Source organism: Halogeometricum limi, from assembly GCF_900115785.1.
GTDB classification, from domain to species: domain Archaea; phylum Halobacteriota; class Halobacteria; order Halobacteriales; family Haloferacaceae; genus Halogeometricum; species Halogeometricum limi.
Map to the genome: position 1 here is coordinate 367605 of NZ_FOYS01000003.1, position 15282 is coordinate 382886.

At 66.0% G+C, this 15282-nt stretch carries 15 protein-coding genes; 7 read left to right on the forward strand and 8 right to left on the reverse strand.

Translation table 11 applies throughout. From position 1 onward, the window contains the following. Positions 1-226 precede the first annotated feature (226 nt). From trpD to trpG, 4 genes are read left to right on the forward strand one after another with little or no spacing between them, the layout of a single operon-like run. Positions 227-1261 (forward strand): anthranilate phosphoribosyltransferase, encoded by a 1035-nt coding sequence (gene trpD, locus BM282_RS10630; protein WP_089880530.1) that lies wholly within the window; start codon positions 227-229, stop codon positions 1259-1261. Between the two features lies 1 nt (position 1262). Next, positions 1263-1916, forward strand: coding sequence for a phosphoribosylanthranilate isomerase (locus BM282_RS10635; protein WP_089880533.1), 654 nt, complete (start codon positions 1263-1265; stop codon positions 1914-1916). Continuing rightward, positions 1913-3532, forward strand: a complete 1620-nt coding sequence (trpE, locus tag BM282_RS10640; protein WP_089880536.1) for an anthranilate synthase component I — start codon at positions 1913-1915, stop codon at positions 3530-3532. The genes BM282_RS10635 and trpE overlap by 4 nt, the downstream gene beginning before the upstream one ends. Then, the gene (gene trpG, locus BM282_RS10645; protein WP_089880539.1) at positions 3529-4152 is read left to right on the forward strand and encodes an anthranilate synthase component II; all 624 of its coding nucleotides are present in this window, start codon (positions 3529-3531) and stop codon (positions 4150-4152) included. Before trpE ends, trpG begins: the two co-directional genes overlap by 4 nt. Before the next feature lie 49 nt (positions 4153-4201). On the opposite strand, the gene BM282_RS10650 is transcribed toward trpG, so the two are convergent. Both BM282_RS10650 and BM282_RS10655 read right to left on the reverse strand, forming a co-directional pair. Continuing rightward, a complete protein-coding gene (locus tag BM282_RS10650; RefSeq protein WP_089880542.1) occupies positions 4202-5032 on the reverse strand; it encodes a phosphatase PAP2 family protein in 831 nt (276 codons plus the stop codon). Positions 5033-5106: 74 nt separating this feature from the next. Next, positions 5107-5334 (reverse strand): hypothetical protein, encoded by a 228-nt coding sequence (locus tag BM282_RS10655; protein ID WP_089880545.1) that lies wholly within the window; start codon positions 5332-5334, stop codon positions 5107-5109. A gap of 498 nt (positions 5335-5832) precedes the next feature. Here BM282_RS10655 and BM282_RS10660 point away from each other — a divergent pair, with 498 nt between their 5' ends. Further along, a complete protein-coding gene (locus BM282_RS10660; protein ID WP_089880547.1) occupies positions 5833-8973 on the forward strand; it encodes an adenosylcobalamin-dependent ribonucleoside-diphosphate reductase in 3141 nt (1046 codons plus the stop codon). A gap of 35 nt (positions 8974-9008) precedes the next feature. On the opposite strand, the gene BM282_RS10665 is transcribed toward BM282_RS10660, so the two are convergent. From BM282_RS10665 to BM282_RS10675, 3 genes are all read right to left on the reverse strand, one after another. After that, entirely contained in the window at positions 9009-9782 is a 774-nt protein-coding gene (locus BM282_RS10665) for a spondin domain-containing protein (protein WP_089880550.1), read from the reverse strand. Positions 9783-9916: 134 nt separating this feature from the next. Further along, a complete protein-coding gene (locus tag BM282_RS10670; protein WP_089880553.1) occupies positions 9917-10213 on the reverse strand; it encodes a hypothetical protein in 297 nt (98 codons plus the stop codon). Continuing rightward, positions 10213-10488, reverse strand: a complete 276-nt coding sequence (locus BM282_RS10675) for an ArsR/SmtB family transcription factor (RefSeq protein ID WP_089880557.1) — start codon at positions 10486-10488, stop codon at positions 10213-10215. Before BM282_RS10675 ends, BM282_RS10670 begins: the two co-directional genes overlap by 1 nt. A gap of 163 nt (positions 10489-10651) precedes the next feature. On the opposite strand from BM282_RS10675, the gene BM282_RS18540 reads away from it, so the two are divergent. Both BM282_RS18540 and BM282_RS10685 read left to right on the forward strand, forming a co-directional pair. Then, complete coding sequence (locus BM282_RS18540; protein ID WP_175501488.1) at positions 10652-10801, forward strand: HVO_2523 family zinc finger protein; 150 nt, start codon at positions 10652-10654, stop codon at positions 10799-10801. A gap of 193 nt (positions 10802-10994) precedes the next feature. After that, a complete protein-coding gene (locus BM282_RS10685) occupies positions 10995-12026 on the forward strand; it encodes a phytoene/squalene synthase family protein (protein WP_089880563.1) in 1032 nt (343 codons plus the stop codon). Positions 12027-12041: 15 nt separating this feature from the next. Here the strand turns inward: BM282_RS10685 and cruF are convergent, their stop codons facing one another. From cruF to BM282_RS10700, 3 genes are read right to left on the reverse strand one after another with little or no spacing between them, the layout of a single operon-like run. Next, entirely contained in the window at positions 12042-12911 is an 870-nt protein-coding gene (gene cruF / locus BM282_RS10690) for a bisanhydrobacterioruberin hydratase (protein ID WP_089880567.1), read from the reverse strand. Continuing rightward, a complete protein-coding gene (locus BM282_RS10695) occupies positions 12904-13746 on the reverse strand; it encodes a prenyltransferase (RefSeq protein ID WP_089880570.1) in 843 nt (280 codons plus the stop codon). Before BM282_RS10695 ends, cruF begins: the two co-directional genes overlap by 8 nt. Continuing rightward, positions 13746-15248 (reverse strand): phytoene desaturase family protein, encoded by a 1503-nt coding sequence (locus BM282_RS10700; protein WP_089880572.1) that lies wholly within the window; start codon positions 15246-15248, stop codon positions 13746-13748. The genes BM282_RS10695 and BM282_RS10700 overlap by 1 nt, the downstream gene beginning before the upstream one ends. Between the last annotated feature and the right edge of the window lie 34 nt (positions 15249-15282).

A 15282-nucleotide genomic window follows, 5' to 3' on the forward strand; every position in this document is an offset into this window, starting at 1 on the left:
CCCGTCTGAGCGCATCTCTTCGTATTCCGGGGATACAATTAAGGGTTGCGAATTGAAACGCCGTCGTTCGATTCGCCCGACGGAACGGCGCTTCGTCGAAGCCGACCCCGACGCCCTCCGCTTCGGAGACGAGAGGTACTCGCGTGGCGAGCGGAACCCCGACAGGCTTAAGCCGATGTACTTGTTTGTACATTATAACCCGAACACGTACATCGGTGTCTCTACCATGACGCTTCAAACCTACATCGAACGAGCGACGGAGGGCGAGGACCTGACGCTGGACGAGGCCCGCGAGGCCGCGCGACTCGTCTTCGAGGAAGCGACCGACGCGCAGATCGGCGCGCTGTTGACCGCTCTCCGCGCCAAGGGCGAGACGGAGACCGAAATCGCGGGGTTCGCGCGGGGGATGCGCGACGCCGCGCTCACCATCGAACCCGACCGACGACCGCTCGTCGACACCTGCGGCACCGGCGGCGACGACTACGACACCATCAACGTCTCGACGACCAGCGCCATCGTCGCCGCGGGCGCGGGCGCGGCCGTCGCCAAACATGGCAACTACTCCGTCTCCTCCTCGTCGGGGAGCGCGGACGTGCTGGAAGTCGCTGGCGCGGACGTGGCCGCGGAACCGCCGGCCGTCGAGGAGGCCATCGAACGCGACGGCATCGGCTTCATGCTCGCGCCGGTGTTCCACCCCGCGATGAAGGCCGTCATCGGCCCGCGCAAGGAACTCGGCATGCGGACCATCTTCAACGTCCTCGGCCCGCTTACGAACCCCGCGGGCGCGCAGGCGCAGGTCGTCGGCGTCTACGACCCCGACCTCGTCCCCGTCCTCGCCCGCGCGCTCACGCAGATGCCCGTCGAACGCGCACTCGTCGTCCACGGTTCCGGGATGGACGAGATAGCCCTGCACGACGAGACGGTCGTCGCCGAAGTCCGCGGCGACGAGATAGAGGAGTACACCATCTCGCCCGCGGACCTCGGCCTCGATTCGGCACCCGTCTCCGAGGTGGCGGGCGGCACGCCCGAGGAGAACGCGGCGGACCTGCGCGGCATCGTCACCGGCGAGGTGACCGGCCCGAAGCGCGACATCATCCTCGCGAACGCGGGCGCGGCAATCTACGTCGCCGGACTGGCCGACTCGCTCGCCGAGGGGGTCGAGGCGGCCGCCGAGGCCATCGACTCCGGCGCGGCCGCGGAGACGTTCGCGGACCTCTGCGGCACCGACGCCGAGACGACGACCGAGTCGGCGGAGGCCTGAGATGGTCCGCGTCAAGATCTGCGGCGTGACCTCCGAGGCGGACCTCGACGCGGTGGAGGCGGCCGGTGCGGACGCCGTCGGCCTCATCGCGGACGTCCCGGTCGACACGCCGCGCGAACTGTCGCTCGTCCGGGCGGGCGAACTGGCCGCCGCGGCCCCGCCGTTCCTGACGACGACGCTCGTGACGATGCCGGAGACGGTCGGCGACGCCATCGACGCCGGGACCGCGGTGAACCCCGACGTGCTCCAGATTCACGGCGACTTCGACGGCGAGGACTTCCGCGCGATTCGCGCCGGTGCCGACGCGCGCGTGTTCGCCGTCGTCGACGCCGAAGCCCCCCAGCGCGCGCGAGCGCTCGACGGCGCGGTTGACGGCGTCGTCGTCGACTCCGTCACCGCGGGCGGCGCGGGCGGGACGGGAGAGACGCACGACTGGAAGCAGACGGCGGACGTCGTCTCGACGCTCGACTCGCCGGTCGTCCTCGCCGGCGGACTCACGCCCGAGAACGTCGCCGAGGCCGTCGAGACCGTCGCTCCTTACGCCGTCGACGTTGCCAGCGGTGTCGAGTCCAGCGGCGGCGTGAAAGACCACGACGCGGTCCGGCGATTCGTCCGCGAAGCGAAGGCGGTCGAGACGCGGGAGGCGACGGCGTGAGTCGTTCCGACGGCGCGGAGACGCCGCTCTCGCTCACGCGCGAGGCGTTCCGCTCGCTCGTCGCGGACGAGGACGAGGCCGTCGTCGCGCACCTCACCGCCGACCTGCCGACGACGACGCCGCTCACCGCCTACGCCGCACTCGCAGACCGGAGCGACTACGGCTTCCTCTTAGAGAGCGCGGAGAAGACGGCGTCCAGTGACCCCGCTGGCGCGTTCGCTCCGGACCACGCGACGGCCGACAGACACGCGCGCTACTCGTTCGTCGGCTACGACCCCGACGCCGTCGTCACCGTCGGCCCCGACGGGTCGACCGTCGAATCGCTCGGTGGGCGCGCCGCCGACTACGTCGTCCCGGACGACGGCGACGTGTTGGACAGTCTCCGCGGCGCGTTGCCGAACCTCTCGCGCGTCGGCTTCCCCGACGACGACAGACAGCGACTGCGCGGCGGCCTCGTCGGCTTCCTCGCGTACGAGGCCGTCTACGACCTCTGGCTGAACGAGGTGGGCGTCGAACGCCCCGAGACTGACACGCCCGACGCGCAGTTCGTCCTCACCACGAAGACGCTCTCGTTCGACCACGCCGAGGAGACGGCGACGCTCGTCTTCACGCCCGTCGTCGGCCCCGAAGACGACCCCGACGAGGTGTACGACGAACTCCGCGCCGAGGCCGAACGGGTCCGAGCGACGCTCCGCGACGCCGAACGTCCCGAGACGGGCGGGTTCGTCCGCACGGACGAGACGGCCGGACCGCAGGCGGAGTACGAAGCCGCCGTCAGGACGACGAAAGAGCACGTCTTGGACGGCGACATCTATCAGGGCGTGATATCCCGCGTCCGCGAACTCCGCGGGCAGGTGGACCCGATGGGGCTGTACGAGGCGCTCCGCGAGGTGAACCCCTCGCCGTACATGTACCTGCTCCGCCACGACGACAGACACGTCGTCGGCGCGAGTCCGGAGACGCTCGTCTCCGTCCACGGCGACAGAGTCGTCTCGAACCCCATCGCGGGCACCTGCGAACGCGGAACCAGTCCGGTGGAGGACCGCCGACTCGCCGGAGAGATGCTCGCCGACGGCAAAGAGCGTGCGGAGCACACGATGCTCGTGGACCTCGCGCGGAACGACGTGCGGCGCGTCAGCGAGGCCGGGAGCGTCCGCGTCGAGGAGTTCATGAACGTGCTGAAGTACAGCCACGTCCAGCACATCGAGTCCACCGTGACGGGGACGCTCGCGCCCGAGTACGACTCGTTCGACGCGACGCGGGCGACGTTCCCGGCGGGGACGCTCACCGGTGCGCCGAAAGTGCGCGCGATGGAGATAATCGACGACCTCGAACTGACGCCGCGCGGCGTCTACGGCGGCGGCGTCGGCTACTACTCGTGGTCCGGCGACGCCGACTTCGCCATCGTCATCCGGACGGCGACGGTCGAACGCAGAGACGACGAAGACGTGATATCCGTCCGCGCGGGCGCGGGACTCGTCGCCGACAGCGACCCGACCGCCGAGTACGAGGAGACCGAACAGAAGATGGGCGGCGTCCTCGCGGCCGTCGAGCGCATCGAATGCGAAACTGCCCCCGAAACGGTCGAAGACGGGCCGGAGGCGGTGAGTCGATGAGTCTCCGCGTCGTCGTCGTCGACAACTTCGACTCGTTCACGTACAACCTCGTGGAGTATCTCTCCGAGCAACGCGTCGACGGCGAGGCGGTCGAGGTCCTCGTCAGGAAGAACACGGCCTCGCTCGACGAGATTCGCGAGTTGGACCCGGACGCACTCGTTCTCAGTCCGGGGCCGGGACACCCGAAGAACGACCGCGACGTCGGCGTGACGAACGAGGTGCTCACGACGCTCTCCCAGTCGGTTCCGACGCTGGGCGTCTGCCTCGGCCTCGAAGCGGCGGTGTACGCCTACGGCGGCGAGATAGGCCACGCGCCCGAACCGATTCACGGCAAGGCGTTCCCCGTCGACCACGACGGCCGCGGCGTGTTCGCCGGACTCGAACAGGGCTTTCAGGCCGGGCGTTACCACTCGCTCGTCGCCACGAGCGTTCCCGACTGCTACGAGGTGTCGGCGACGACGGACCACTTCGGCGAGGAACTCGTGATGGGCGTCCGCCACCGCGAGTTCCCCATCGAGGCGGTGCAGTTCCACCCCGAGAGCGTCCTCACGGCCGTCGGTCACGACGTCGTCCGGAACTTCCTGGACGTCGTCGTCGCCGACGAACGCGCGGTCGTCTGACGGCGACGGAAGCGGAGTCCGCGGACGCGACGAGACCGCTTCTCCGCGTCTACGACGCGTTCGGCGTGACCCGGTGGACCAGTATCGGAGCCACCAACACCCCGGCGAGGACGACGGCCACCACCGGAGCGACGACGAGTAGCGGCGGGTCGAGTTCGGTCGCGAAGTAGGCTAACACGCCGAGGACGGGCAGGACGACGGCGGTGAGGAGGGCTCTGCTGAGGTTCGTCTCGATGACGGGAACGGAGTCGAACGCCCGCCACGCGAGGAGGGCACCGACTGCACCGCCGAAGACGGCGAGGCCCGACTGGTTCGCACCCGTGACCGCGAGGGCGGCCAGCGAGAACGCGCCCGCCAGCCAGAACGCCGTGCTGGGTTCGTCGTCCGTGACGTACAACGCGCCGGCGACGAACAGGAGGGCGACGATAACGCCCGCGGTGACGTCCCTGACGTAGTGGACGCCGATGACGACGCGGGACAGCGAGACGAGCGTGATGAGGACGGCGGCGACGGCGTACCGGAGGCGGCGCGTCCCGACGTCGAGCGTGTACGCGAGGAGCGAGTAGCCGATGGTCGACTGCATCGCGTGGCCACTCGGGAAACTGTAGCCGTCGATGGTGACGGCCGCGATGGAGTCGGACGGCCGCGGGAGGGCGAAACCGTTCTTCAGCGTGTAGATGAGGCCCATTCCGGCGAGGAGGACGCCGAGTCCGTGCGCGCCCCGCCGCCTGTCGCCGAACCAGTAGTCGGCGATGAACAGCGCGAACAACACGCCCGCGTCGCCGAGATACGTTACCGCGACGAAGACGGGGACGAGTTCCGGCGGAATCAGTTCTCGAATCGCGGTTCCGAGTTCCTGTCCGACGACCTGTGTCTGCATTCCCCGAATAGTCGGGCTTCGGCGTAATTGTATGTGGTGGCCGGAAGAAGGCTACATCGACCGCTTCGGTCCTCTCAGATGCCGAGCCCGAAGAACGAGAGCACGAGGAGGATACCGATAATCAGCGCCGCGATGGTGACGAGACGCCACGCGACGTTCAGCACGATGCGCCCGAGGAGGACGACGACGGCGAGTGCGACGACGACGACGAACGCCTGTCCGAGCGTCGTGTCGAGCAGGCCACCCAACTGCAGTGCGAGTGCCGAGAACGCGGCGGGGACGGCGAGGAGTGACGGGTGCATAGTGCACGTATCACCGCGAGAACGATTAAGTATGTGGTGGTGCCCGCGCCTCGGTGGACCGTTTCGAGCGTGGCATCATCGTGTAGATACTAATTCTGATAGCTTCTGGCGTGAGAGATAGTATTTGAAGTTCAAATACCCACGGCGGGCGACGCCGAACCGTCGTTTCACCCGCCAATCCGCTAGCCGAACCCCCCTTCGGTTCGGCTGGATATCGCGCCGTAGTCGTGCGATTCCGGCTCCGAGCAGTTCACTTTCGCTCCGCTACGGCCAGCGTTAATGAGCGGCGGACCGTACGTACAGTCAGTGCTGTGCGATTGGTTGGGTGCCGAGCAAACTTCGTATCGAAAATCCGATAATTCGGTGAGCGAGATACCGATACCGAAGCCTTAACGGACGCACCCAACTTCACAAGCCATCGTTACAATGACTGGAACTGAGTTAGCGACCCGATTCGAAAACGCCCGGTGTGGGGTCACTGGGCGGGAGGAATAGTAGATGAGTCACGCGGACCTTTCGGCGGACGAACTCGTCCTGCCCATCAAACGCACGGAGGGGGACACGCTCGAAGAACGTCTGACCTCGAACGCCTACAACAACATCCTGCCGGCGCGGTACCTGCGCAAGGACGCCAACGGCGACCTGACCGAGACGCAAGAGGAACTGTTCGTTCGCGTCGCGAAGAACATCTCGCTGGCGGAGGCGGTGTACGAGGCGGAGAAACGCGACGTCGAGATACCCGTCACGCCCGAGCAGTTGAAGCCGGGCCATCCGCGGCGCGACGAACTCGCCGCCGAGGTGTTCGGGAAGGGCGTCACCGCGGAGGACACCGCGGAGGCGACGCTCTCGGTGTACAACGTCAACAAGTTCGCCTACGACACCGTCGTCCCGGAACTCCCCGAGGAGATTCGCTCCGTCGTCGAGGAGAAGCGCGACACGTTCCAAGAGATGATGGAGTCGCTGTCGTTCATGCCGAACTCGCCGACGCTGATGAACGCGGGCGACGAACTCCAACAGCTCTCGGCCTGTTTCGTCGACTCGCCCGACGACGACATCACGGACATCCACCAGACCGCAAAAGAGGCCGCCGAAGTGTTCCAGTCCGGCGGCGGGATGGGGTACGCCTTCTGGCGACTCCGGCCGTACGGTGACGCCGTGGGTTCGACGGGCGGCATCGCCTCCGGTCCCATCACGTTCATGCGGACGTACGACCAGATGTGCGAGACCATCGCGCAGGGCGGGGCGCGACGCGGGGCCCAGATGGGCGTCATGCGCGTCAGCCACCCCGACGTCATCCAGTTCATCCACGCGAAGAACAAGGACGTCTCGCTCGCGCACTCGCTTCGCCTGAACGACCCGGACGACTACACGCACAACTCCTTTGCGGACGCACTCGACGAGGCCCGCGAACTCATCGACGACGAGGGCCGCGTCCCCAAGCACCTCCGCAACGCCGTGGAGGGCCACCTCTCGAACTTCAACATCTCCGTCGGCGTCACCGACGACTTCATGGAGGCGCTGTACGACGACGAGGAGTTCGTCTTCACGAACCCCCGCACGGAGGAACCCCACGTCGCCACGCCCGAGACGAAGGAAGTGTACGACATGTTCGGTCTCGGCGAACACGTCGAAGTCGGCGAGGTTCTGTCGATTCCCGCGAAGAAGCTCTGGGACCAGATCGTCGACGGCGCCCACGAGAACGGCGAACCCGGTATCATCTACCTCGAACGCGTCAACAAAGAGCACTCGTTCGACGTGGAGAAACACCCCGAACACCGTATTCTCGCGACGAACCCCTGCGGCGAACAGCCGCTCGAAGAGTACGAGGCGTGCAACCTCGGTCACATCAACCTCTCGACGCTCGCAGACCTCGACACGCCCGACTGGCGCGTCTGGTACGACGAGAACGGCGACGACTACGACGACTTCGCGGACGCCGTGGACGCCTTCCTCGAAGACGCCATCGACTGGGAGGAGTTCGACCACCGTATCGACAACGGGACGCGCTTCTTAGAGAACGTCGTCACGATGTCGGACTTCCCCGTCGAGAAGATAGAGGAGAAGGTCCGCGCGATGCGGAAAATCGGTCTCGGCGTCATGGGACTCGCCCAACTGTACATCCAACTGGGCATCCGCTACGGCAGCGAGGAGGGCAACGAAGTCGCCCGCCAACTGATGACCCACATCAACCACCAGTCGAAGTGGGCCAGCCACGAACTCGCGGAGGCGCGCGGAAGCTTCGAGGACTGGGGCGACTCGAAGTACGCGAACCCGACGGAGTACCGCGAGTGGTTCGAACACCACACCGGTCTGGACGCCGACGAGTGGGCGGACGGCTTCTCCGTCCGCAACCACAACACGACGACCATCGCCCCGACGGGCACGACGTCGATGGTCGGCAACACCACGGGTGGCTGTGAACCCATCTACAACGTCGCCTACTACAAGAACGTCTCCGACGACGTGCAGGGCGACGAGATGCTCGTCGAGTTCGACGACTACTTCCTCCGCGTGTTGGAGGCCAACGACATCGACGTCGAGGAGGTCAAACGCGAAGCACAGGAGCAGATGTCGAACAACGAGTTCGACGGCGTCGATTCGCTGTCGACGGTGCCGGACGCCATCTCGGAACTGTTCGTCGTCACCGCCGACCTCACCGGCAAACAGCACGCGGCGGTCCAGTGCGCCTGTCAGGAGGGCGTCGACTCCGCCATCTCGAAGACCTGCAACTTCCCGAACAGCGCGTCGAAGGAGGACATGGACGAGGTCTACCGCTACATCTACGACAACGGCGGAAAGGGCGTCACCGTCTACCGCGACGGCACGCGCTCGAAACAGGTCCTCACGACGCGCGCGAAGAACGCCGACTTCGCCGACGAGGGCGAGGCCGCAGAGACGCTCGTCGAACAGATAGAGGAGGTGTTCGGCGGCATCGGCGGCTTCTTAGAGAACGAGGACGTCCGAACGGCGCTCGACGGCGAAGTCGAACGCCTCCTCGCCGCCGCGGACGGCGAGGTAAATCTCGGCAAGAAACAGCCCCGGCCGGACGTGCTGTACGGCGTCACCCAGCGCATCGACACCGGCTACGGGAAACTGTACGTCAACATCAACGAGGACGCGAGCGGTCGGCCGTTCGAGTTGTTCGCCAACATCGGCAACTCCGGCGGCTTCACCGCCTCCTTCACCGAGGCGCTGGCGAAGACCATCTCGACGGCGCTTCGTTCCGGCGTCGACCCCGAGGAGATAGCCAGCGAACTGCAGGGCATCCGAAGCCCGAAAGTCGCCTGGGACAAAGGCGAGCAGATAAACAGCATCCCGGACGCCATCGGCACCGCGATGCGTCGCTACCTCGACGGCGAAATCGACAAGGGCTACCCGCGACAGAAGAACCTCACCGAAGTCACAGAGGAGGCCGGTGTCGGCGCGGAGAGCGTCGATGCGCCCGAACCCGACGGAGGCGCGACGGTAGCGGACGACCCGAACGGCGAACCCGGTCAGCCGGCGCAGACGGACGCGGATGCGGTCGACGACCTGTTGGCCGCGGGCGAGAGCCCCGAGTGTCCCGACTGCGGTAACATGACGCTGTACTACTCCGAAGGCTGCAAGACGTGCGAGTCCTGCGGTTGGTCGGAGTGCTGAGTCGGTAACCGTCCGCGACGGCCCGTTCTCACTTCTTACTCGACTCGCTCCACCTGAATGATAGCCACGGGGTCGTCCCAGTCGAACGCCTCCGGCACGTCGCCGATGCCGGTGATTCCCGGATGCGGCGTGACGACGCCGTCTTCCGCGATGTCGGGATTACTCTGTCCCGTTCCGTCGATGCCCTCCCGGTTCTCCCCGGTCAGCGACTGCGCCGGCGGGACCATGTCGGCGAACATCTCGGTGTTCCGCTCCGTGCCGGCGTCGTAACTCGCCGCGTAGTACGTCCGCGACTCGTTCGTCGCCCTCGGGAGCGGAACGGTGTCGAGTCCGGCGAAGCCGTCGTTCGTCGCGACGAGCATACTGACGAAACTCAGATAGCGCGCGCTGGCGTCGGCGTCGAGGTGGAGTTCGGCGAAGTACGGCAGGCCCGTCTCGCCGGGGTCCGTTCGGGGGACGAGTGGCCCCTCACCGACGGCCACCCCGCGGACGGCGTTCGTCGACTCCGCGAGTTCGGCGAGTGGACCGAGGTTCCCGTTCTCTGCGACCTGCCGAATCGCGTCGTTCGCGGCGTCGCCGACGGCGAACAGTTCCACGCTCGGACGGTGCGCGACGACGGCGGGCGGCGTGAACGGCTGGTAGTCCGTCAGGTTCGTGACGGTCACGCGGTAGCGCCGGGCGGCGTTTCCGTTCCCGTTTCCGTCCTGCTGTGCGACCGCCGACCCGCCGAGTGCGAGTCCGCCGACGACGGCCACGCCGGCCGCGCCGAGGAACGCTCGCCGACTCGTCGAGAGCTGTTTGTTGGACATCTGTTTCCTCCACTCCGACGGAGGGCGACCGACGGAAAAGCCGTTTTTCGACATTCCTACGCGGTCTCTACGAGGTCAGGGTCGAATCTCACCCACATTTCGGTCGGCCGCCGAGAACGTCGCCGCGCCGGACCTCACTGCACCGTCACGTAGGTGAGGAAGGCGAGGGCGACCAGTTGAAGCGCTCGGAGGGCCAACACGGCCTGTTGGACGTGTGGGTCGCCGGAGTACAGACTCTGCATGGTGAAGAAGAAGTACACCGCGAGGGCGTTCTCCGCGAGCATGACGACGCTGAACGCGACGAGGCCCAGGAGGAGGGGGGTTCTGAACGTCCGGTAGTTGTTCACCCACACCGCCGTCAACGCCGCGAGAAAGAGGATGTTCACTCCCGCCAGCGCACTCGCCGCCTGAATCGTCGTTTCCATTGCCATCAGTCTACGTGCTCGGTGATCCGTTCGAAGGTGTCTCTGTGTCTCTCGAAGCGGTCCGTGAGGAAGTACAGCTTCGCGTAGTCGCTGTCGCCGCTTTCGACCACGTCGTGTTCCTCCAACAGGTCGAGGTGGTGGCGAATCGTCCGGTACCCCACGTCGAGTTCCGTCGCCAGTCGGTTCGCGTTCATCGGCCGATTCGAGAGGGCAAGCACGATGCGGACGCGGTTCTCACCGCCTCGTGTCCCCGCGAACAAGTACCAGAGCGCCTTCTTCATCGGCTATCGTCGTCTGTTGTTCGGCGAGCGAGACGATATGTTCTCCGTCCGTGAGGACGTGGGCGACGACGGAACAAGAGCGTTGTTCGAAGTTCGGGTCGAGTCGGTGCCGAGTCGGCGGCGAACGTCAACCTACTTGACCGAGGCGTCCTTCGTCTCTCTCGTGAGCGATACCGAGACGTCGGAGGGAGAGACCGAAGTCGTCCGCGGGCGTCCGTGCCCGTTCTGCGGCGCGTCGATGGCCCACCGACACTGCAAGTACGTCTGTCCCGAACACGGCGTCGTCTACGACTGCAGCGACACGTTCTGGTGAGTCACCGTCCCGTTTCTCACCCGACGGAACTGTCGGCCGGTCGTCCGATTTCGGCCGAGAACCTTTTGTACTACTACGGTGACGGCATGGGGTTCAGCACGAACGGTTATGTCACTACAATCACTAGGTAGTAGTGGCAGATGTGCGGTCCCCTCGTAGCCACTCAACGCGTGCCGTCACTCGATATCTCACAATGGTAAAACAGGACCAGGTCCAGCGGAGTAAGGCGATTCAGCGACAGACGGGGAAGACGTTCCACCTCGCGACGAGAGTGCTCCCCGAACGAGTCCGGCATCCGACGTACGTCCTCTACGCGTTCTTTCGCGTCGCGGACGAAGTCGTCGACGCCGAAGAGACGGCCGAACCGGACGTTCAGCGCGAACAGTTAGAACGGCTCCGTCTGGAGGCACTCGGCGAACGAGACACCGACGACCCGGTGCTCTCGGCGTTCGCCGAACTCCGCGCGGAGTACGGTATCGCAGACGAGGACGTGAACACTTTCGTCGAGGCGATGCTGTCGGACATCGAGAAGAGTCGCTACGAGACGTACGAGGAGTTAGAGACGTACATGAACGGCTCTGCGGCCGCCGTCGGCCGGATGATGACGTGTATCATGCAGTCGCCGGAGGCCGAGAAGGCGCTCCCGCACGCGACGGCGCTCGGAGAGGCGTTCCAGATGTCGAACTTCCTCCGAGACGTGCGCGAGGACATCGTCGACCGCGACCGAATCTACCTCCCGCAGGAGACGCTCCGAAAGCACGGCGTCACCGAAGAACAACTCACCTCGTTCCGCTGTGACCGCCGGTTCCGCGCGGCGATGCGCGAGGAGATTCGACGAACGGAAGCGCTCTACCGAGAGGGCGTGCGCGGCATCGAGTACCTCCCCGAGGACTGCCAGTTCGCCGTCCTCCTCTCGGCCGTCCTGTACGCCGACCACCACCGCTCGATTCGAAAGCTGGACTACGACGTGCTTTCCGTGACGCCTTCGCTGTCCACGGCGCGGAAACTGACGCTCCTCGCGAAGACGCGCGCCTACTGGGCGATAGAGAGAGACCCCGAGACGGTGTTTCGCAAGGTGAGCGTCGTTCCGTACCCCTCGGACGCAGAGCGAGACGAGCGTTCGCACCACGGCCACTCCGGGACGTCGCACTCGCAGTCTCAGTCCGCGGGTGTCTTCGGCGGCCGTCTCTCGAACTGGACCCGACTCTTCTCTCGCAGCGACTGACGCGACCCGTCTTTCTCACCGACCGAATCGGAGTACCCGGGCGTCGAATCGCTCCGTCTTCAGGAGGCCGACGCCGAAGACGGCCGCGACGGCGACGGGAATCCAGTTCCCGAACCACGCGTTGATACCGCCCCAGAGAATGACGAACGACACCAGGTCGTCGAGCATGAACTCGCACTCTTCCAGACGGGCGAGGAGGACGCGCCTGTCGTAGCCCCAGTCGAGGAGGACGACGGCCACCGTCGCGCTCACGACCCATCCCGCGTAGTTCGACGGGGGAACGCCGTAGAACCCACCGGGCGGGTCGTACGCCCAGAATCCGAGTGCGACGGCGCCGGGGTCCAACACCACGTCCATCGCGAGGACGGCGGCCACGACGGTGCAGAGCCTGACGGCGGTGTGCTCGGCGCGGTCACCGAGGAGGAGCAGACAGAGCAGGTAGGCGTTCATCACGAGGGGGACGAAAAACACCGGGAGGCCGAGGGGGATTCCGCCCAGCGTCGGCCCGAGGTCGACGCCGTACGAGAAGTTCCCGTACGGGAGTCCCGTGTGGACGCCGGTGTACTCGATGGCGTACGCGTAGAGCGTCAACAGGCCGACGCCCGTGGCCGCCCGGCGCGTCGTGTGCGGGAGGACGCCGACGATGAGCGGCGAGCGCATCACGAACGTCCCGAACAGGATGAGAGAGCCGTGGAAGGCGAGCGGTTCGAGAAGCGTTCCGTCCAGCCACCCCATCGCGCTGGCCAGGAGGAGGACGACGCCGTTCAACGGGAAGAACACCGAGATGGTGAACCGGTTCTCTCTGACCAGTCGCTCCAGTCGGCGCTCCCACTCGGTCCGCGTGGTTGGGAGTCGGTCGGCGAACGGGAACTCCGCTTCACTCATACAGCATCACCCACAGTGCGCCCATCGTGAGGGCCATCCCGACGAGCGTGTTCAAGGCGGGATACCACCAGTACGCGCGTTCGACGGCCACGCCGGACCGAGCGATGCCGAAGACGGCGACGGGGTACGCGAGGAGGAGTGCGCCGAACCGCCAGTCGACGAGGAAGAACGCCCCCGAGGCGACCAGCCAACACGTCGCGCAGTACAGGTACGTCCGCGACTCGCCGAGGAACGTCGCCGTCGTGCGGATACCCGCCTCTCGGTCCGGTTCGATGTCGGGGATGGCCGAGAACGTGTGCATCCCCATCGCCCACGTCCACGCGCCGACGATGGCGACGGCCGGCGGGTGGCGACCCGAGACGGCCGCGAACGCCGCCACCCCGGGGAGGACGTAGAGCCCGTTCGATACCGAGTCGAGAAACGGAGTCGTCTTGAACCGGAACGGCGGTGCGCTGTACTCGACGCCGAGGAGGAAAAAGCCCGCGAGGTACGGCCACGTGCGGGCCGGGAGGACGGCGAACAGGCCGAGTCCGAGGAGAAACGAGAGCGCGATGGCCGCGACGACGACAGCGTCGCCCCGCCACCGCGCTTCCCTGTCGTCTTTCTTCGGGTTCTCCTCGTCGACGTCGGCGTCGAACACGTCGTTGACGCCGTAGAGGAGCACGTTCCCGGGGACGAGAAAGTACGCGAAGAGCAGCACCGCCGGGAGCGAGAACAACTCGCTCGTCGTCTCCGCGGCGAAGGCGACACCGACGACGACGGGACCCGCGAGGTAGAGCCAAAAGCGGGGCCGCGAGAGCGTGAACAGGTAGCCGAGTCGGCCGCGCGCGAACATCAGTCGGCTCGCTCGGCCATCTCTTCGGCCGTCAACTGACCGCTGATGAGACACATCGGGACGCCGATACCGGGCGTGGTGAAAGAGCCAGTGAAGTACAGTCCCGGCATCTTCTCGGAGTGGTGCGGCGGGCGGAGCAGCGCCGTCTGGCGGAGCGTGTGTGCGAGGCCGAGTGCCGTCCCCTGCGTGCTGTTGTACCGGTCCGCGAAGTCGTTCACGCAGAAGGACTCTTCGAGGACGATGCGGTCGCGCAGGTCCTCGCCGGTGTGTTCTGCGATGTCGTCCAAGACGAGGTTACGGTAGCGTTCTCGCTGTTCGGGCGTGTCTTCGAGTCCGGCGGCGATGGGGACGAGGACGAACAGGTTCGAGTGACCTTCGGGCGCGACGGTGTCGTCCGTCTTCGAGGGGACACAGAGGTAGTACGCGGGGTCGCCGGGCCACGCCGGGTCGTCGAATATCGTCTCGAAGTGGTCGTCCCAGTCCGTCGGGAGGACGAGCGTGTGGTGTTCCAGCGAGGGAACGTCGCCCTCGACGCCGAGATACAGCAGGTACGCGGAGGGAGCGTACGTCCGCGAGTCCCAGTAGTTCTCGTCGTACTGGCGCTTGTGCTCGGGGAGCAGTTCCATCTCGGTGTGGCGGTAGTCGGCGTCGCTGACGACGTAGTCCGAGTAGAACTCGCTTCCGCCCTCCGTCCGGGTGACGAACGCGCCCTCGCGGCCGCGAATCTCGCTCACGGGGCTGTCCACGTGGAACTCCACGCCGAGTTCCTCCGCGACGGCGACGATGCCGTCGACGACGCCCCCGAGGCCGCCCTCGGGGTAGTAGACGCCCATGTTGAAGTCGACGTGACTCATCAGGTTGTAGAGCGCCGGGGTGTTGTTCGGCGCGCCCCCGAGGAAAACGAGCGTGTACTGCATTATCTGCTGGAGTTTCGGGTGCTGGAAGTAGCGCTCGACGTGGTCCTGCATCGACCCGACGAGCGACAGTCCCCGGGCGTTCTTCATCACGTTCCAGTCGGCGAAGTCCGAGAGCGTCGTCCGGTCGGTGTAGACGAAGTGCTCCATCCCGATTTCGTAGTTCTTCTCGGACTTCCGCAGGTAGTCGTCGAACTTCTCGCCCGCGCCGGGTTCGTAGGACTCGAACGTCTCGCGGTTCCGTTCGAGGTCCGGAACCATGTCGACCCGGTCACCGTCTTTGAAGAAGATGCGGTAGTGCGGGTCCAGGCGGGTGAGTTCGTAGTAGTCGGAGGGCGTGCGGTCGAACTGACCGAAGAAGTCCTCGAACACGTCGGGCATCAGATACCACGACGGCCCCATGTCGAACCGGAAGCCGTCGCGTTCGAGTCTGCTCGCCCGCCCGCCCAACTGCTCGTTCTTCTCTAAGAGTGTCACGTCGGCCCCGGCGTCGGCGAGGTAACACGCCGTAGAGAGGCCGCCGAATCCACCACCGACGACGACGACAGAAGACCCCGCGAGCGAAGAGAGGTCCGAGACAGAGTTCATACCGCGACTTAGGGCGAGGAAACTATAAATTGAC